Annotated in this window: 16 protein-coding genes and 1 pseudogene; 5 read left to right on the top strand and 12 right to left on the bottom strand. The window is 69.6% G+C overall.

Going from position 1 to position 17,520, the window contains the following annotated elements:
• Nucleotides 1–52: 52 nt before the first annotated feature.
• The 8 genes from OHA58_RS33505 to OHA58_RS33470 form a co-directional block, all read right to left on the bottom strand.
• Nucleotides 53–1,666 carry an acyl-CoA dehydrogenase family protein gene (locus OHA58_RS33505; RefSeq protein ID WP_405483447.1) on the bottom strand — a complete coding sequence of 538 codons (1,614 nt, stop codon included), beginning with the start codon at nucleotides 1,664–1,666 and terminating at the stop codon, nucleotides 53–55.
• Entirely contained in the window at nucleotides 1,666–2,877 is a 1,212-nt protein-coding gene (locus OHA58_RS33500; RefSeq protein WP_405483446.1) for an acetyl-CoA C-acetyltransferase, read from the bottom strand. The genes OHA58_RS33505 and OHA58_RS33500 overlap by 1 nt, the downstream gene beginning before the upstream one ends.
• A 64-nt stretch (nucleotides 2,878–2,941) precedes the next feature.
• On the bottom strand, nucleotides 2,942–3,682 hold the full coding sequence (fabG, locus tag OHA58_RS33495) for a 3-oxoacyl-ACP reductase FabG (RefSeq protein WP_405483445.1): 741 nt from the start codon (nucleotides 3,680–3,682) through the stop codon (nucleotides 2,942–2,944).
• Entirely contained in the window at nucleotides 3,666–4,976 is a 1,311-nt protein-coding gene (locus tag OHA58_RS33490) for a CoA transferase (RefSeq protein ID WP_405483443.1), read from the bottom strand. Before OHA58_RS33490 ends, fabG begins: the two co-directional genes overlap by 17 nt.
• Nucleotides 4,977–4,981: 5 nt before the next feature.
• On the bottom strand, nucleotides 4,982–5,752 hold the full coding sequence (locus OHA58_RS33485) for an SDR family oxidoreductase (RefSeq protein WP_405483442.1): 771 nt from the start codon (nucleotides 5,750–5,752) through the stop codon (nucleotides 4,982–4,984).
• Between the two features lie 43 nt (nucleotides 5,753–5,795).
• Nucleotides 5,796–6,566, bottom strand: coding sequence for an enoyl-CoA hydratase/isomerase family protein (locus OHA58_RS33480; protein WP_405483440.1), 771 nt, complete (start codon nucleotides 6,564–6,566; stop codon nucleotides 5,796–5,798).
• Nucleotides 6,563–7,720, bottom strand: a complete 1,158-nt coding sequence (locus tag OHA58_RS33475) for an acyl-CoA dehydrogenase family protein (protein ID WP_405483439.1) — start codon at nucleotides 7,718–7,720, stop codon at nucleotides 6,563–6,565. Before OHA58_RS33475 ends, OHA58_RS33480 begins: the two co-directional genes overlap by 4 nt.
• A 49-nt stretch (nucleotides 7,721–7,769) precedes the next feature.
• Nucleotides 7,770–9,461, bottom strand: a complete 1,692-nt coding sequence (locus tag OHA58_RS33470; RefSeq protein WP_405483438.1) for a class I adenylate-forming enzyme family protein — start codon at nucleotides 9,459–9,461, stop codon at nucleotides 7,770–7,772.
• Nucleotides 9,462–9,745: 284 nt separating this feature from the next.
• Here OHA58_RS33470 and OHA58_RS33465 point away from each other — a divergent pair, with 284 nt between their 5' ends.
• The 3 genes from OHA58_RS33465 to OHA58_RS33455 all read left to right on the top strand — a co-directional run bounded on the left by OHA58_RS33465 (nucleotide 9,746) and on the right by OHA58_RS33455 (nucleotide 11,279).
• Nucleotides 9,746–10,636, top strand: a complete 891-nt coding sequence (locus tag OHA58_RS33465) for a LysR family transcriptional regulator (protein WP_405483437.1) — start codon at nucleotides 9,746–9,748, stop codon at nucleotides 10,634–10,636.
• Between the two features lie 28 nt (nucleotides 10,637–10,664).
• Nucleotides 10,665–10,811, top strand: coding sequence for a LuxR C-terminal-related transcriptional regulator (locus OHA58_RS33460; protein WP_405483436.1), 147 nt, complete (start codon nucleotides 10,665–10,667; stop codon nucleotides 10,809–10,811).
• Between the two features lie 63 nt (nucleotides 10,812–10,874).
• Nucleotides 10,875–11,279, top strand: a complete 405-nt coding sequence (locus tag OHA58_RS33455; protein WP_405483434.1) for an integrase — start codon at nucleotides 10,875–10,877, stop codon at nucleotides 11,277–11,279.
• Nucleotides 11,280–11,516: 237 nt separating this feature from the next.
• On the opposite strand, the gene OHA58_RS33450 is transcribed toward OHA58_RS33455, so the two are convergent.
• On the bottom strand, nucleotides 11,517–12,596 hold the full coding sequence (locus OHA58_RS33450; protein WP_405483432.1) for a TDT family transporter: 1,080 nt from the start codon (nucleotides 12,594–12,596) through the stop codon (nucleotides 11,517–11,519).
• A gap of 567 nt (nucleotides 12,597–13,163) precedes the next feature.
• On the opposite strand from OHA58_RS33450, the gene OHA58_RS33445 reads away from it, so the two are divergent.
• The gene (locus tag OHA58_RS33445; protein WP_405483431.1) at nucleotides 13,164–14,207 is read left to right on the top strand and encodes a GlxA family transcriptional regulator; all 1,044 of its coding nucleotides are present in this window, start codon (nucleotides 13,164–13,166) and stop codon (nucleotides 14,205–14,207) included.
• A 32-nt stretch (nucleotides 14,208–14,239) separates the two neighbouring features.
• Here OHA58_RS33445 and OHA58_RS33440 read toward each other — a convergent pair whose 3' ends face one another.
• A complete protein-coding gene (locus OHA58_RS33440) occupies nucleotides 14,240–14,644 on the bottom strand; it encodes a nuclear transport factor 2 family protein (RefSeq protein ID WP_405483429.1) in 405 nt (134 codons plus the stop codon).
• A 203-nt stretch (nucleotides 14,645–14,847) separates the two neighbouring features.
• Between OHA58_RS33440 and OHA58_RS33435 the strand changes: the two are divergent.
• Nucleotides 14,848–15,342, top strand: a pseudogene (locus OHA58_RS33435) (integrase core domain-containing protein); the annotation flags it as partial.
• On the opposite strand, the gene OHA58_RS33430 reads toward OHA58_RS33435, so the two are convergent.
• Both OHA58_RS33430 and OHA58_RS33425 read right to left on the bottom strand, forming a co-directional pair.
• Nucleotides 15,340–16,293 carry an IS481 family transposase gene (locus OHA58_RS33430; RefSeq protein WP_165914391.1) on the bottom strand — a complete coding sequence of 318 codons (954 nt, stop codon included), beginning with the start codon at nucleotides 16,291–16,293 and terminating at the stop codon, nucleotides 15,340–15,342. The pseudogene OHA58_RS33435 and the gene OHA58_RS33430 overlap by 3 nt on opposite strands.
• A 332-nt stretch (nucleotides 16,294–16,625) precedes the next feature.
• On the bottom strand, nucleotides 16,626–17,456 hold the full coding sequence (locus OHA58_RS33425) for a dienelactone hydrolase family protein (protein ID WP_405483428.1): 831 nt from the start codon (nucleotides 17,454–17,456) through the stop codon (nucleotides 16,626–16,628).
• Nucleotides 17,457–17,520 lie beyond the last annotated feature (64 nt).

Genomic DNA, 17,520 nt, shown 5'->3' with positions numbered 1-17,520 from the left:
TCGACATCAAAACGGATCGTCGAACACGGAGATCGGCATCTCCTGTGCCGTGTCAGGGCTTCACCAGTTGGCGGGCGATGACCCGCAGGGCCAGCACCTCATCGGCCCCTTCGAAGATGGACAGCACCCGGGCATCGACGAACAACCGCGAAATGCTGTACTCCTCCGCGTAGCCGTAGCCACCGTGCAACTGCTGTGCTTCTCGGGTGACCCATTCGGCCGCCCGGCAGGAAAGCTGCTTCACCTGCGCTGCTTCGAGTTGGCCGTCGCCGGCCGTCACCGCCCGTCCCGCCGCGAACGTGAAGGTCCGGCACGCGGCGATCAACGCGGCCATCCTGGCGATCTTGGCGCGGGTCAGCTGGTGGTCCGCGAGCGCCCGGCCGAAGACGGACCGCTGCTGCGTGTAGTCCACGGCGAGCTCGAGCGCCGACTGCATGACGCCGACGGCACGGGCGGCGGTCTGCAGCCGCGCGTTGGCGAATGCCTGCATCTGCAGGTAGAACCCGCGTCCGAGACCGCTGTCCGTCCCGATCAGGTCTTCGGCGGGGACGCGCCAGCCGTCGAAGCGGACCTCGAAGGAGTGCATGCCCCGGTAGCCGAGGGTGCGGATCGCCCGTCCTTCGATGAATCCGCCGCCCTCCTGGGTCACGCGCCATTCATGACCGGCGAAGGACGGCTTCTCGACGACGAACAGCGACAGTCCTCGATGTCCGGCGGTGCGGTCGGGGTCCGTACGGGCGAGGACGAGGAGGAGATCCGCACGACCGGCGAAGGTGCACCAGGTCTTCACGCCGTTCAGCACCCAGTCGTCGCCGTCGCGGATCGCACTCGTGGCGATCCCTGCCACGTCCGACCCGTGGTCCGGCTCGGTCACCGCAACCCCGCACAGCTTCTCCCCCGCGGCGATCTCCGGCAGCCATCGCTGCTTCTGCGCCTCGGTGCCACCGCGGGCGATCGCGGTGCCGATGATCTCAGGACGCGTGATGAGCGAGCCGGCGGCGCCGAGCGAGGCCCGGGAGAGCTCCTCGGTCACGACCACCATGCTCAGCAGCTCGTCGGCTCCGCCTTCCGCACAGCCGCCGTACTCGGCCGGGATCGACAGCCCGAAGCACCCCATGTCCGCGAGTCCGTCGATGATGTCGGCGGGGATGTCCTCGTCGTCGCGATGGATCCGGTCCGCCACCGGGAGGACCCGCTTCTCCGCGAACCCGCGGAAGGTGGAGCGGACCATCTGCAGCTCATCGGAGAGGTGGCGCGGCCCCGCCTCGCGGGTGGCCAGTACCCGCTCGGCCACGCGGTCCAGGAAGGCCGGGTCACGTCCCGCCGCGACATGTCCGGCGACGCTGTCCAGGGCCGAACTGTCCACGCCCCACAGGGATTCCCGCCCGGCCATGCGCCCCGCCAGGTCCGCGGCGACGTCGGCGGCGTAGAGCAGCGCCAGATCCGCTTCGGCCTGGCCTGCAGCTCCGTGGTCGAGAAGTTCCGCCGCCGCCGCGACAGCCGACGAGATCGACGCCAGGTCGTATGACACCGTCTGGCTCGCCTCCGTCGGCGATGACGCGAGGTGCGCGGCCGCCTTGCCGACAGCAGCCTGCAGCACCTCGACGACGGCACGCGCGCCGGCAAGGTTCGGCCACCGGTTCGTCTCGCTGTTCGACAACACCATCACGCAGTCACCCGCTCGAAGACCGCAGCGAGCCCCTGGCCGCCGCCGATGCACATGGTCTCCAGGCCGTACCGGGCGTCCCGGCGATGCAGCTCCCGGGACAGCGTCGCGAGCATCCGTACGCCGGTCGCCCCGACCGGATGCCCCAGTGAGATCCCGGAGCCGTGGACGTTCGTGCGCTCCAGGTCCTCGGCACCGAACTTCCACTCCCGCATGACCGCGAGCGCCTGAGCCGCGAACGCCTCGTTCAGCTCGATGAGATCCATGTCGCTGAGGTGGAGACCGGCGCGGTGCAGGGCGGCCTCGGTGGCGGGGACCGGGCCGATCCCCATCGTCTTCGGCGCGACTCCCGCCACCCCCCACGAGACGAGGCGGACCAGCGGTCGCAGCCCGAGCTGTTCGGCGCGCTCGGGCGTCGTGACGAGGCACATGGCGGCCGCGTCGTTCTGGCCGCTGGCATTGCCCGCCGTGACCGTCGCGTCCGGATCGGAGGCGCGCAGGAGCGGCTTGAGCCTGCTCAACGACTCCAGCGAGGCGTCGGCGCGCGGATGCTCGTCGGTGTCGATCACGATGTCGCCGCTCCGGGTCCGCACCGTGGTCGGGATGATCTCTTCGGCCAGGATCCCGTCGGCCTGCGCCGCGATCGCCCGCCGGTGGGACGCGAGAGCCAGTTCGTCCTGTTCCTCGCGTGGGATCGAGTACGCACGGCGGAGGTTCTCGGCTGTCTCGAGCATGCCGCCGGGGACGGGATGGTTCTTCCCGCCGGCCGTCTCCCTGGCGCGTACGAGACCGTCGTGCAGGGCGACGCCGTTCTTCGCGCCCCGCCTCATGTCGACCGAGTAGAACGCGGCGTTACTCATGCTTTCGGTACCGCCTGCGACGACGACCTCGTGGACACCGGTCTGCACCTGCATGGCGGCTTGAATGACAGCCTGGAGACCGGAGCCGCACCGGCGGTCGATGTGCAGCCCGGGGACGGTGACGGGAAGACCGGCGTCGAGCGCGACGACGCGGCCGATCGCCGGCGCCTCACTGTTGGCGTTGCAGTGGCCGAGGACGACGTCCTCGATCAACTCCGGTGCTATGCCGGTACGTTCGAGCAGTCCCTTGAGCGCGGCCGAGCCGAGGTCGGCCGCCGTCAGGCTCTTGAACATCCCTCCGTAGCGGCCCACCGGGGTACGGACGGGTTCACAGATGACCGCTTCACGCATGGCCGATGCCTTCCTGGCGGGGATCGAGTTCGAGTTGGTGCTGCGCAGTTGCCGGCTCACCGGGCTACATGAACCGTCCGCCGGTCACTTCAAGCACCGTGCCGGTCATGTACGAGGACAGGTCGGAGGCCAGGAACAGCGCGACGTTGGCTACTTCCCGCACCTCGCCGGCGCGCTGCATGGGGATCTCGGCCATCTTCTGGTCCCACGCCTTCTGCGGCATCGCCTCGGTCATCGCGCTGCGGATCAGGCCGGGTTGGATGGCGTTGACCCGCACGCCGTGGTGCGCCAGCTCCTTGGCGGCGGCCTTTGAGAGGCCGACGATGCCGGCCTTGGCGGCGGAGTAGTTGGTCTGGCCGACCATTCCGACCTTGCCCGACAGCGACGAGAGGTTCACGATCGCGCCGCTCTTCTGCTCGCGCATGATCGCGGCCGCCTTGCGCGTACCGTTCCACGTGCCCTTGAGGTGTACGTCGATGACCTGGTCGAACTGCTCCTCGGCCATCGTCCGCATCGTCGCGTCGCGGGTGATCCCGGCGTTGTTGACCATGATGTCCAGTGAACCGAAGGCCTCCAACGCCACCTGGATCAGTGCGTCCACCTCGGAGGAGCTCGTGATGTCGCACCGCACCGCCCGGGCCACCGCGGGGCCGCCGAGTTCCTTGGCCGCCGCCTCGGCGGTTTCCAGGTTCAGGTCCCCGAGGACGACCCTCGCCCCCTGCTTGACGAACAGCTCGGCAATCGCGCGTCCGATGCCCTGTGCGCCGCCGGTGATGATCGCGGTCTTGTCAGCGAGTAGCGCCATGGGTCAACAACTTCCCTCGGTCGTAAGGCTTTTCATGTTCCGCGTCGCCATCGGCACGGGTCCCGATGACGCCTGAGCCGGACAACTCGGCGACGTCGGTCGCGGTGAGTCCGAGTTCGGCCCGCAGCACCTCGCCGGTGTGCTGGCCCACGAGCGGCGACACCGCGGGCGGCGACTGCTCCCCGTCCATCACCACGGGCGATCCGGGCGCCCAGTGCCGGCCGACTCCGGGCTGCCGGACCTCCGCCATCAGCGGGTTCTGCCGCAGCACATGCGCGTCGTCAGCGGCGAGTTCGGTGAAGCTCCGGTACGTCGACCACAGCACGAGCGTCGCCCGCAGCGCCGCCTCCGCCTCGGCCAGGGGACGGCCCTCGAACCAGCCCGCCAGCAGCTCGCCGAGCACCTTGCGGTGCCGATAGCGCGTCGACTCCTCGGCGAAGTCCACCCCGAGCGCGGAAGCCAACGCGGACACCGCATCGGTGAGTCCGGTCGCGGCGAGGAGGTCCCGCCAGTGCCGGGCGGTCAGCGCCACGATCATCAACCGCCCGCCGTCAGCGGTGGCGAAGTCACGGCCGAAGCTGCCGTAGACGTAGTTGCCGCTGCGTTCCCGCGGCGTGCCGCTCAGTTGCGCCTCGGCCAGGTAGCCGAGGTTTCCGGCGGTCGCCAGGGCAACGTCCTCCAACGCGACCCGCACCTGCTGCCCCTCGCCCGTCAGCAGGCGGTGCCGTTCCGCTGCCAGCAGTCCGACCGACAGGTAGAGCCCGGCCGCGACGTCCCACGCGGGCAGCAGGTGGTTCACGGGCTGTGTCGAGTTCTCGGGGCCGGTCAGCAGGGCGAATCCGGTGGCCGCCTGGACGGTGTAGTCGACTGCGGTTCCGCCGTCCCGGCGGCCGCTCAGCAGCACGTGGATCAGATCGGGGCGGCGTGCGCGCAAGGTGTCGAAGGTCAGGTCCTGATGACGCTCGGAGTTGCTGATCACGATGCCGCCGCGGCGGCCTCCGGCGACGATCAGATCACCGACGAGCCGGCGTCCCCGCTCGCAGGACAGGTCCACCTCGATGGCGCGCTTGCCCTTGTTGAGCCCCGACCAGTACAGGCTCGTCCCGCTCTCGGCCAGCGGCCGGCGGGTACGGTCGACGGCACCGTCGAGCGGCTCGACCCGGATCACGTCGGCGCCCAGCTGAGCCAGCGTCATCCCGCCCAACGGGGCTGCCACATAGCTGGAGATCTCGACGATCCGCATGCCGCGCAGTGGCTGGGACCGCAGGGAGTCCTTCTCCCCGGGACCGCGCACGGCGGTTACAGCCTTCCGAGGGAGCGGCCGCCGTCGAGCACGAGCTCGGCCCCCGTCATGTAGCCCGCGTGGTCGCTCAGGAGGAAGCTCGCCACCTGGGCGATCTCCTCACGGGTGGCAAGGCGGCCGAGGGGGACGGTCCCGACCGCCCGGTCGAAGTCCTCCTGCGTCTGGTGGAGAACCTCGACGCCGGTGGTCCCTTCGGTCATCCCCGGAATGAGGACGTTGACGCGGATGCCGTACGGACCCCAGGCCACCCCGAGCGACTTGGTCATCGCCCGCACACCGGCCTTGGCGCTCGCGGAGTGGACCGTGTCCGGGCCGCCCTGCTGCGACATCGTCGAGCCGATGTTGAGGATGGACCCGCCGCCGCGTTCGATCATGTGCCTGCCCACGGTCTGCGTGCAGTGCCAGGTGCCGTCGAGGACGATGTCGACGACCGCGTTCCAGGCGTTCGGCGACATCTGCTCCGGCGCCACCCTGAAGTTGCCCGCGGCGTTGTTGACGAGATGGTCGACGCGGCCGAAGTCGGCGACCACGGAATCGATCACCGCCTCGACCCGGGCGCGGTCGCGGATGTCCACCTGATAGCCCTTGGCCGTGCCGCCCGCGGCGTTGATGTCCGAGCAGACGGCATCGAGCTTGTCCCGGGTGCGGCCCAGAACGGCGATCTTCGCGCCGAGACGGGCGAGTTCCCGGCTGATCGCTTCCCCGATGCCCGATCCGCCGCCCGTGACGACGGCCACGCGGCCGTCGAACGTTCCCTGCTGCAACATGAGTTCTTCTCCGTATGGAGGGGGTCGATGTGGTCTACGTGGCTCAGCCGGTGAAGGCCGGCGTACGACGCTCCAGGAACGCGGCGCGTCCTTCCGCGAAGTCGTCGCCGGCCAGCAACTCGACCTGCACCTCGGCCTCGGCGGCGAGGACCGACTCGAGGTCCTGTCGATCCTGAGCGAAGATCCTCTTGGTTCCCGCCACCATGGCCGGCGACGCCGCGGCGAGCTGTCCGGCCCGCTCCATGGCCCGGTCCATGACCTCCGCCGCCGGCACGACCTCGCTCAACAGGCCCATCCCGTGCGCCTGTTCAGCGGTGAGTTCGCCCGCGAGCAGGATGATCTCCTTGGCGCGACCGGGGCCGACCCGCTGGGACAGGCTCCAGAACAGGCCGGTGTCGGCGGTCAGTCCGAGCTTGGCGAACGAGGCCACGAATCTCGCGTCCTGTGCCGCCACGACGTAGTCGCTCGCGGCGACGAGGGACAGTCCGAGGCCGAACGCCCCACTTTCGACTGCGGAGATCACCGGCTTCGGCGAGCGGACCAGAGCGCGCGCGATGTCGTTGACGACCGCAAGGCGGGCCCGCGCCACCTCGGGGTCCTGCGACATCGACCTGATGTCACCGCCCGCACAGAACACTCCCCGGGCCCCGGTGAGCACCACTGCCCGGCAGCTGCGGTCCCCCTCGGCGGCCCGCAGCGCGGTCAGCAGTTCCCGTCGGTCGTCGAGGTCCAAGGCGTTGCGACGGCTCGGCCGGTTCAGGGTGAGCGTCCGGACGGGGCCGTCCTGCGCTACGAGTACGGCGGGGTCCGTCATCGGCCCGCCCCCTTGAGCATCTGCTTGGCGATGATGACCTTCTGGACCTCACTGGTCCCCTCGTACAGGCGGAACAGACGGGCGTCGCGGTAGAACCGCTCGACCGCGACCGACCGCATGTATCCGAGGCCGCCGTGGATCTGGACGGCGCGGTCGGCCACCCGGTCGACCATCTCGGAGCAGAAGAGCTTCGCGCACGACGGAGCCATGCGGCGGTCACTGCCGTCGTCGTACGCCTTCGCCGCCTCCAGCACCATCGCCCGGCCGGCGAGGACCTCGCTCTGCGAGTCGGCGAGCATCGCCTGCACCTGCTGGAACTCCGCGATGGGACGGCCACCTTGGCGGCTCGTCGCGGCGTGGTTGACGCTCTCCTCGACGAGCCGCTGAGCGAGCCCGACGCAGATGGCCGCGATGTGCAGCCGCCCCCGTGCCAGTGAGCGCATGGCGGCCGAGAAGCCCTCGCCTTCGACCCCGCCGATCAGCGCGGACTCGGGTACGAAGACGTCGTCGAGGAACACCTCCGCGGTGTGCGCACCACGCTGTCCCATCTTCTCGTCCTTGGGGCCGATGGTGAGGCCCTCGCTGCCGGACTCGACGGCGAAGACGGAGATGCCCTTGGTGCCTTCGGTGTCCCCGTTGTCGGTGGCCGTCCTGGCGAAGACCATGAACAGGTCGGCGCGGGTCGCATTGGTGATGAACCGCTTCTGGCCCTTGAGCAGATAGCCGCCTTCGACCCGCACCGCCCGGGTCCGCAGACCGCTCGGGTCCGAGCCCGCTTCGGGCTCGGTCAGGGCGAACGAGGCGATCGTGTCGCCTGCAGCCAGACCCGGCAGGTACCGCTGCTTCTGCTCATCGGTGCCGAAGTTCACCAGCACCTGTCCGGCGATGCCGTTGTTGGTCCCGAACATCGAGCGGAAGGCCGGTGCGGTGTGGCCGACCTCCATCGCCAGCCGGACGTCCTCGGCCATCGAGAAGCCGAGTCCGCCGTACTCCTCGGGCAGCGCGTAGCCGAAGAGCCCCATCTCCGCCGCCTTCGCGCGGATGGCCTCGGGGATCTCATCTGTCTTCTCGATCACCTCCTCGGCCGGCACGACCTCCTTGCGCACGAAGGTCCTGATCGCATCCAGCACGGCTTCGAAATCCGCGGCTTCCATGGTTCTCTCCGTCCTCTCCGTTCTTACGTTCATGGGGCGTCTCTTACGTTCATGGGGCGTCGGTCGGCTCGGTCCGCGCGCGCAGCTCGGACTTGAGGACCTTTCCGGCGGCAGTGGTGGGCAGCGCGTCGACGATGTGGACGGCCCGGATCTTCTTGTACGGGAGGACCCGTTCGGCGACGTACGCCATGACGTCGTCCGGATCGACGGCCGCGCCGGACCGCGGCACTACGAAGGCGACCGGCTCCTGTCCGACCCGGGCGACGGACCGGCCGACGACTGCCGCCGTCCCCACGTCCGGGTGGCTGTGCAGGACGTCCTCGAGTTCGCGCGGATAGACGTTGTAGCCCTTGTAGATCAGCATCTCCTTGGCTCGGCCGGAGATGAAGACGAAGCCGTCCTCGTCGACGTACCCGAGGTCCCCCGTGCGCAGCCAGCCGTCGACGAACTGCTCGGCGGTGGCATCCGGTTGGTCCAGGTACCCCGCCGTGACCTGCGGGCCCCGCACCCAGAGCTCACCGACCTCGTCCGGTCCGAGCGCGGCCCCGCCGCCGATGACCGACCGGGCCTCCACCGTGGTGTCGACGACCGGCAGGCCGACACTGCCGAGCCGGTGCTTTGCACCGCGCAGCAACGGGCCGGCGGTCACCAGGCACGTGCCCTCCGTGAGTCCGTATCCCTCACTGACCAACGCTGCGGGAAAGGCGGTTTCGAGGGCTTGGAGCGTGGCGGGGTCGATCGGGGCCGCCCCCGAGGAGATCCCCCGGACCGAGGAAAGGTCCCGGTCCCCCGCCTCAGGACTGTCCAGGAGCGCATGCCACATGGTCGGGCTGCCTGTGATGTACGTGGCGCGGTGGCGCTCGACCGCTTCGAGTAGGCGCTCGGGAGAGAAGCGACCGGTGAGCACGACGGTGGTGCCGCACAGCAGAAGGAAGTTCATGTTGATGAGCGCATGTGCGTGGAACAGCGGTGACACCACCACCGTGACCGCGTTTCCGGGTCGCAGGGCCGCGTCGGGCAGACCGGCGATCGGGCGAAGCTGCAGATCGCCGTCCTCGTCGGTGGTGACCCGGTGGGCGGCGCGCCAAGCCGTCATCTGAGTGACGTTCGCGACCACGTTTCGATGCAGGACCCGAACCCCCTTCGAGACGCCGGTGGTTCCGCCCGTGTAGGCGATGTGGGCCACACCGTCCGTGGTGGCGGTGGTCTTCGGAGGGGCGGCGGCTCGGCCCGCGGTGAAGTCCGCGAGGGCCACCACACCGGCATCGACCGGAACGGGCTCGGCGGACGGCGCACAGGCACTCGGCGGAACGACCACGACCGTCCGCAGCGCCGACCCCGCACCGGCCTCGAGCAGCGTCGCGACGTGGGCGGGGTGGCTGACAGCTAGAGCCGCACCGGTGTCGAGGAGTTGGGCACGCAGCCCCTGCGCCGGCTGCAACGGATTGGCCGGCGATACTGTGGCTCCAGCAAGCAACGCGCCGTAGTAACCGACTAGGAACCACGCACTGTTGGACAGGTGCAGGAGGACGACGTCGCCCTCGCGGACACCGGCGTCCCGGACACCCTGGGCAAACGCGGCGGCACGCTCGTGCAGTTGGGCGAAGGTGAGCTGCTCATCGCCATCGACGACAGCGGCCCGGTCGCCGTACAGCTTCGCCGCGGATGTGAACACCTCTCCGAGGGTCGACTCGGGGTACTCGAGCGAGGTCGGCATACCCTGCGGCCAGTACGCGTTCACAGCAGGTTCCTTCCATCAGCGGCTCTTCGATGTCGTCGGAGGCGACGACGGTGGTCTTACGGGTCTCAGTGGTCAACTTCCCAGCTCCTGAGGGGCCGAGGGACGGGGCGGCGACCGCGACGCAATCCCCTGTCGGTCGCGTCCCGGTACACCTGACTGCACCACTCACGGGCCCGGGCACACAAAGACCAGTGTGTGTACGGATCTATCGCCAAAACCTATGAGCGCAGCTCCGGGCCGTCCTGTCCGGGAGAGATCTACTGGAGGTGGCGTATCGTCCGACCATGGACCTGCGGCTCGTCTCCTACTTCGTTGCGGTGATCGACCACGGCGGCGTCACCAAAGCCGCGCAGGCGCTCTTCATCGCGCAACCGTCCCTGTCCCAGGCGATCCGCAGCCTGGAGCGCCAGCTCGGCGTCGAGTTGTTCGACCGGTCCGGCCGGCGGCTGACCCTGACGGCCGACGGCCAGTCGTTCTCCGGTCCTGCGCGGCAGATCCTGGCCGACGTCGAGCGCGCCAGGAGCAAGGTGCACGAGGTCAGGGACTTGGACACCGGACGCCTCAACATCGCTGTGCTGTCGACGCTGTCCGCCGATCCGCTCCCCGAACTGACCAGCAGGCTGCACCAGTCGCACCCGGGCATCCTGCTCTCCGTTCTCGATCCCGGCAGCTCATCCGGTGTCGCGAGCCGAGTCCGCAAGGGGGAGGCCGAGTTGGGCCTTACGGACCTGCCGGTGAAGAGCGACACGTTGCAGACCCGCGAACTCTGGGACCAGGAGATCGCCCTCGTCCTGCCGCCGGACCTGGCCGAGGGCCTTCCCGATCCCGTTCCGCTCGAAGCGCTCAAAGAGATCCCCTTGGTACTGGAGTCCTCGGGATCGGGGAGCCGAGCCTCGATCGACGAGGCCGTGGACCGAGCCATCGGCTACGTGGCCGTCGAATGCGCGCACAGGCAGGCGATCTGGGAGCTGGTCATGCACGGAGGCGGCGCGACCTTCCTGCCCCGGCAGATCGCGGAGAGCGAGCTCCGCAACGTGGTGGTGCGGTCGATGGTGCCGCAGATCCGACGGACGGTCGGCCTCGTGTTCCGCCCCGGGCCGCTCTCCCCCGCCGCCACGGCCTTCTTGACCGCTGCCGAGGCGATGCGCCAGGAGCGCTCGCCACACCCGACTTGACGGACGTAGAAGACCGGCATCCGACCGATTGACGCAGAACGCCCGCCCCATCCGTCCGCAGCCCACTCCGATCGAAGATCCGGGCACGACGGTGCAGTACCACCTCACGCACATCTACGCGAAGCTCGGCGTCCGCTCGCGCAGCGAACTGGCGGCGAGTTTCAGTGCACAGTGACCGCGCTGTCGTACGTCACGCACTGGTGACGCGTTTGGTGATGGCGGCGGCGGAGGCGCGCAGGTGGCTCCTGTCCCGCTCGGAAATACGATTCTGGTTCTGGTCTGCAGCTTCTCCGCGCAGGGCGCCGACGTGCACAGCGCCTGGGACGATCTGCCGATGCCACTGTCGATCGTCACCGCGTTGGCCCGAAACCTGATCAAGGTGCCCGCTGCCGTGCTGCGCAGCCACGTGGCCAAGGACGCAGAAGTCTTGGCGTTGCGGCACGAGAACGCGGTGCTGCGCCGCCAGATCGCCCGAATCCGCTACCTGCCTGCCGATCGGATCTGGCTCTCCGTCCTTTCCCGACTGGTCCCACGGGAACGCTGGCACCAAGCATTCGCAGTCACGCCGACCACGCTGCTGACCTGGCACCGCCAACTCATTGCGCAGAAGTGGACGTTCCCTCCGCACCATCACCCCGGGTAGGCCGTCCACCGCACGCACCATCAAGCAGCTGGTGGCCGCCAAGCTCCGGGCCCGCCCCACGACCGCGCACGTATCCGCCGATGCGGGGCAGACGGGCCGCCCGCAGAGCACCGCCTCGACGCCGCCCGGGGCGCTGCCATAGGAACGGGTGCCCCTGCGGCGCTAACCCAGCTGCCCGCCAGCAAGCAGCCGGGTTAGCGCTGCGTCCGTGTCATGCGGAGCGGTACACGGCCCCTGTCATCCGCGGGCGCGCTCACGCTGCCGGGCAGCATGGCGCAAGGAGTGCCAGGCGACCACCGCCCAGGCGGCGACGAGCAGGGCATACAGGACGACAGCGATCCAGACGAACAGCTGCGAGCCGGTACGGGCGGCGAGCGCGCTGGTGCCGGTGACGCAGGCACCGAGAGGGAAAATGAAGGACCACCAGGTGGGTGCGAAGGGCAGCCCTCTGCGGATTTCCCGTACGGTCAGCGCCGTAGCCAGCGCCAGCCACAGCAGGGAGAAGCCCCAGATCCCGAGCCCGCCCAGGAGCGCTAGGACCGCACTCCCGCGCGCGTACGGGGCGGGTAGCGCGCTCGGCGCCGCCGTGGCCAGCGTTCCCAGCGCCGTCACCGCCTGATCCAGCGCCCCCACACCGATCCACACCGTGGGCACCACCGCACCGCCGGGCGCGTCATGATGCACCAGGCGGCTGTAGACCATGGCCAGCACCAGCAGGACCGCGACCAGCCCGAGCCCGAGCATCGAGTAGCAGCCCAACACCAGTGCCAGCCGCACCTGCCCGGCCGGCGCCCGCGGGACGAGCAGCGCGCCCGTCGCGGCGGAGACCATCGGGGGAACCACCGGCAGCAGCCAGCCTCCGAACGCCGCGTCCGGCGTGAAACGGTGCCGCGTGATCATCAGATACGGAACCGCGCAGGCGGTGGCAAGACCCAGCACCGTACCTGCCGACCACAGCACCCAGTCCACATCCACCGCCGCACGCTCCCCGATCAGCCGCCGGCCGAGCAGCAGCGTCCCGGCCCCTACGGTGAGCAGCGCCATCGGCAGCGCCCCGAAGAACTGGGCCAGTACCGGATCACCGGCATGCGCCCGCAGCGTCCGCTGCCTGGTATAGCTGCCGGCGAGCACGATCAGCAGCAGCGCGGTCCCCGCCCAGACCACCGTGGCGGCCTCGCCGAGCCCGGGGAAACTGCGCGGCAGGGTGGCGGCTGCGACGGCGACGATTCCGCTGCCCATGACGGCCGCGAACCAGCCGGGACCGAGCCGACCCCGCTCCCTGCCGTTCGCCTCGTCCGGCTGGTCACGGGCATGCACGGACGATCTCGAGGCCGGGCCGACCTGGGACGGGACCGCTGGGCTGGTACTGGGGTGGGGTGTCACGGCGCGGAGTGCCTTCTCTTCTCGTGTCGGATTCGTCACCGCCTACGTTCAGCGGCGGTGACCGGCCGGACCGCACCCAGCAGCTCACGGGACGCGGCCGAGGCCGTCGGCCCGTTGGCGCCCTCGACGCTATGGCGGAGCACAGCTCCCGCCACAGAACAGCACGCGCCATGACGCCCTCACACCAGGACATCGAGCGCCGGCAGACCCGTTGCCGCGTGCCGGCCGGGTGCCCCGATGTCCCTGTCCGAGCATGTTGTGGCCGCATATGCGGCCATGACGAGACGGCAGGCGACCGCTGAAAGCGAGTGAGGGCGCCGAATCCCGACGCCTCGATCCATGCAATGGAACGCAGCATCGTGCCGCAGGGACGCGGACGACACTCAGTACGGGCGCGGGCGGGGCGTCGTCAGGCGGATGATGGTGTCTTCCGCTGTGGGCCCCAGTCCGTCTGTGGGCCCCAGTCCGTCTGTGGGCCCCAGCCCATCCGGGAGGCGCACGATGAAGGACAGGCCGTCAGGCAGAAAGCCGCTGCTGGTGACCGTGCTGGTCTTCCCTGGCGTACGGCTGCTCGACGTCACCGGCCCGATCGAGGTGTTCGCGACGGCCAACGAATTCGGCGGCCGTTACCGCGTGCGCACGGTCTCCCCGGACGGTGCCGACGTGGTTACCGCAGCCGGCACCGGACTGCGCGTCGACCTGGCTGCCGCGCAGGTGCAGGAGGCCAGCGATGTGGTCGTCATCCCCGGCGGCCCGGAGTGGCCCTCCCTCATCAAGGACGACGCCCTGCTGGACGCCATAAGGGCGCTCGACGCACGCGGCTGCCGCACCGCGTCCATCTGCACCGGAGCCTTCCTCCTCGCCGCGGCCGGGCTACTCGACGGACGCAGAGCGACCACTCACTGGCGCTTCGCCGACCAGCTAGCTTTGCGCTACCCGCAGGTGACCGTAGAGGCGGACGCCCTGTTCGTGCGTGACGGCCACATCATGACCTCCGCGGGCGTCAGCTCGGGCATCGATCTCTCGCTCGCCCTGGTCGAGGAGCACCTCGGCGCCGATGTCGCCCGTGCCGTGGCCAAGGACATGGTCGTGTTCATGCAGCGTCCGGGAGGCCAGTCGCAGTTCAGCGTCCGCACCCACACCCCGCGCGCGAGACAGGAGATGCTGCGCCGGGTCCTGGACGCGATCGCCGAGGACCCGTCCGCCCCACACACCCTTGCCACCATGGCGCGCCGGGCGGGTGTGAGTGCCCGCCACATGACACGCCTGTTCCACGACGAGATGACCACGACCCCGGCCCGCTACGTCGAGCAGGTTCGCATGGAAGCCGCCCAGGCGATTCTGGAAGACAGCGACGACCCCATGGCCACGGTGGCCCGGCGCACCGGCTTCGGGTCGGCGGAGTCGCTGCGCCGGGCCTTCACGCGCAACCTCGGCATCACGCCGGGGGCCTACCGGGCACGCTTCCGTACCACGCCACCGCAGGTGACGGCAAGCGGGCCTGACACCCTGGAGGTATCCGGCGAGCACAGGCAATCGCCGTAATCCGACAGGCCGGCCGTGCCGGATGAGGCCAATCAGGCCTCCTCGACAGTCCGCCCCGGCATCGGCTCTGCGAGCGCGGCCCGCCACGCGGGCATGCCGAAAGGACCGGCGAAGTACTGCGTCTCGTGTACGACCTGCCGGTCGGCGAATTCCATGACGCTCACCGAGTACGAAGGCGAACCGTCGTAGGCGATGACGCATTCGCTCACCCATACATTCGCGTGGCCGGTGATGCGAAGGATGGTGAAGTGCCGGTCTGCCGGGTGCCCGCCGCGTTGCGCCGCGATCGTCTCGCGGCCCCGGAAACGCTCGCCCGACTGCGGATAGTCCAGCATCGCGTCCGCAGCGTAGATCGCATGCTCGGCCTCGATGTCTCCTCGTTCCGAAGCCCGCCAATGCTCCTCGATCGCGGCCCTGATCTGGGACTCGGCATCCATGGCACCGCCCCTTCCCTAGCAGTCTCAGCCTAGATACCTCCGACCGCAGCCGCCCAGACGCCTTCCGCGGACGACCTACCGGTCACGAGCGCGAGCATCCAGGACCGCGACGCCAGCATGCCGCTGCTGGAACAACTCCGCCAACTCCACCACAAGATCACACTCTCGTGGGCCAACGGCGGCGATTCCGGCCGACTCGTCGGCTTCGCCCGCGAAAACCTCGCCCTGGCCCTGACCATCGTCAAACGACCCGACGAGACGCGCTGCTCGCGTGCGACTTCTTCGAGACCCGCACCCTCACCCGGGCGCGTCTGCATGTCTTCGCCGTCATCGAGCACGCCACCGGGCGCATCCGGATCCTCGGTGCCACCGCACACCCCACCGCGGACTGGGTGGTGCAGCTCGCGCGCAACCTCATCATGGGCTTGGAGGACGTGGGCAGCAAGGCCAGGTTCCTCATACGAGACCGGGACTCCAAGTTCACCGACACGTTCGACGCCGTGCTGGCCGATGCGGGGCTGCAGGTCGTCACCAGCGGTATCCAGATGCCGCGGATGAACTCGATCACGGAGCGCTGGATACAGACCTGTCGTCGGGAATTGCTGGACCACACGCTGGTTTGGAACCACAGCCATCTCCTGCACGTGCTCCGCGAGTTCGAGTCGTACTACAACGGGCATCGGCCACACCGGGCCCTAAGTGTGTTGTTCTGACACGTTGGTGACGCGGCTGGCTGGGGTGTGGCCGCTGATTCCGGTGTGGGGTCGGTGGTAGTTGTACCAGTCGAGCCAGTCGCCAAACGCTGCCTGGCGTTCAGCATCGGTGGTGTAGGGCCGCTGGTAGGCCCATTCTTCGAGCAGGGTGCGGTGGAAGCGCTCGACCTTGCCGTTGGTCTGCGGCCGCCAGGGCCGGGTCCAGCGCGGCTGGATGCCCAGCTGCCGGCAGGTCTCGCGCCAGGTGGTCTTGCTGTAGGCCCAGGCGTTGTCGGTCAGCACGCGTTCGATGGTGATGCCGTGGTCGGCGAACCAGGCGGTGGCCCGCTGGAGGAAGCCGGCGCAGGTCATGGCGGTCTCGTCGGGCAGGTCTTCGGTGTAGGCGAGGCGGGAGTGGTCGTCCAACGCCGTGTGCAGATAGGCCAGTCCGGCGCGGTCGCGGTTCTTGCGGCCTGCGGCCCGGCCCAGCATCTTGTGGCCACCGCCGTTGGGGATGCGGCCGAGTTTTTTGACGTCGATATGGAGCAGTTCGCCGGGCCGGCTGCGTTCGTAGCGGCGGATGGGCCGGCCGGTGGCCCGGTCCAGCGTGGCCAGCGGGGGCAGGCGGTGGTCACGCAGGATGCGGTGAACGGTCGAGGCGGCGACGCCACTGCGGACCGCGATCCGCTGGGGGCCGATCCGGTGTTCCTGGCGTAGCCGCACGACCAGTTCCTCGACGTCGGCGGGGGTCTTGTGCGGGCAGTGGTGCGGGCGGCTGGAGCGGTCGTTCATGCCCGCCCAGCCCCGTTGCCGGTAGCGGTCGGCCCAGCGTTTGGCGGTGGTGTGACTGACCTGGAACCGCTCCGCGGCCCGCCGCAGCGGCCAGCCGTCCTCAACGATGCACCAGGCCAGGCGCAGCCTGCCGGTGGGAGTCAGAGGAGCGTTACGGTGGCACATGAGGGCCTCCTGCACTCGGCGGTAGATGTCGCAATCACCACCGAAACCAGAAGGCCCTCACCCACGCAAGACCACCCTGCCGTCACCAACGTGCCCGAACAGAACACCTAAGGCTTGTCCCCCAAAAGCCGGCACCCATCGACCACGTCCTGCACTGGTCACACTGGCGACAGCGACGACAACACCAAGCCTGCACCAGCCACCAACGCGGACACTCACTACCCGAAACTGAGTCCCCATCACACAGAAGACCGATCATTGGTCGAGCCAGATGAGGGTGTCGGCGAGGGCGATGGCGGTGAGGTCGCGGTGCCCGGCGGACCAGGGCCCGGTCAGGTGGCGGGCAGCGGTCGGTTCCCATGCGGGTGCAGGCGGTCGGTGAGGAAGGCAAGTATCTCGTCGCGGGCCCGGACGGTGGGGTGGCCGGCCTCGTCGACGAGATGGGCGGTGACGACGCTGTGCGGGGTGCCGACATGATCGGCGAAGAAGGGCGGCGGAGCCGGGTTGGCGGCGCTGTCCGGGAGGACACGCCCGTCGAAGGCGTCGCCCAGTAGCGATCGGTAGGCGGCGAAGCGCTGCCCCGTGCACCAGCGATCGCCCTCGAAGCGGTAGGCGAGGACGGTGAGTCCGTCGCGGTCGAGCCGGTCGCGCACCGCGCGCGCGTCCGCCGCGTCGAGTTCGAGTCCGCCGGGGTCGTCGAGCGGCAGCGACGGGTGGTTGACCACCGGGGCGATCACCGCCGGCTCCAGGGCCATGGTGAGGGCGAAATTGCCGGTGAAGCACAGGCCGATCGCACCCACCCCTGGCCCACCGCACGCGGTGTGGGCCTGGCGCGCCAGGCCGCGTAGCCAGACCGTCACCGGGCTGGTGCCGCCCCCGGCGAAGGCGCGGAATTCGGCGCTGACACAAGCGCGGCGGACGACCTCCCGGCCGCCCTCGACCGTGGGGAAGGCGCCATCCGTCCCGAACAGGGAGGGCACATGGACGGTGAAGCCCGCGTCCCGCACCCAGCGCGCGAGCCGCAAGACGTCGGGACTGATGCCCGGCATCTCCGGCAGCACCACGACCGCAGGCCCGACCCCGGCTACGTACACCGTCTTCTCCACCCCCTCCACGGCCACGCTGCGGCGGGTGAAGTCGGTGATCGGATCGTCGAAGCTCATGGGGCCAGCCTGGCCCCGGAGCCGGCCGCCGGGTGAGGAGCGGGATCGCCAAGGACAGGGGTAA

The sequence above is a fragment of the Streptomyces sp. NBC_00009 genome, from assembly GCF_045040855.1.
In the GTDB taxonomy this organism is placed as follows: Bacteria; Actinomycetota; Actinomycetes; order Streptomycetales; family Streptomycetaceae; genus Streptomyces; species Streptomyces aureus.
Note: the sequence above shows the minus strand (reverse complement) of the source record. Positions and strands in the feature narration are given on the sequence as shown.

Excerpts from the sequence above, each read along its gene's own strand:
- OHA58_RS33505 (WP_405483447.1), bottom strand. The coding sequence starts at position 1,666 with ATGGTGTTGTCGAACAGCGAGACGAACCGGTGGCCGAACCTTGCCGGC.
- OHA58_RS33475 (WP_405483439.1), bottom strand. The coding sequence starts at position 7,720 with ATGGAAGCCGCGGATTTCGAAGCCGTGCTGGATGCGATCAGGACCTTC.
- OHA58_RS33500 (WP_405483446.1), bottom strand. The coding sequence starts at position 2,877 with ATGCGTGAAGCGGTCATCTGTGAACCCGTCCGTACCCCGGTGGGCCGC.
- OHA58_RS33465 (WP_405483437.1), top strand. The coding sequence starts at position 9,746 with ATGGACCTGCGGCTCGTCTCCTACTTCGTTGCGGTGATCGACCACGGC.
- OHA58_RS33425 (WP_405483428.1), bottom strand. The coding sequence starts at position 17,456 with ATGAGCTTCGACGATCCGATCACCGACTTCACCCGCCGCAGCGTGGCC.
- OHA58_RS33440 (WP_405483429.1), bottom strand. The coding sequence starts at position 14,644 with ATGGATGCCGAGTCCCAGATCAGGGCCGCGATCGAGGAGCATTGGCGG.
- fabG (WP_405483445.1), bottom strand. The coding sequence starts at position 3,682 with ATGGCGCTACTCGCTGACAAGACCGCGATCATCACCGGCGGCGCACAG.
- OHA58_RS33430 (WP_165914391.1), bottom strand. The coding sequence starts at position 16,293 with ATGTGCCACCGTAACGCTCCTCTGACTCCCACCGGCAGGCTGCGCCTG.
- OHA58_RS33480 (WP_405483440.1), bottom strand. The coding sequence starts at position 6,566 with ATGACGGACCCCGCCGTACTCGTAGCGCAGGACGGCCCCGTCCGGACG.
- OHA58_RS33445 (WP_405483431.1), top strand. The coding sequence starts at position 13,164 with ATGAAGGACAGGCCGTCAGGCAGAAAGCCGCTGCTGGTGACCGTGCTG.
- OHA58_RS33485 (WP_405483442.1), bottom strand. The coding sequence starts at position 5,752 with ATGTTGCAGCAGGGAACGTTCGACGGCCGCGTGGCCGTCGTCACGGGC.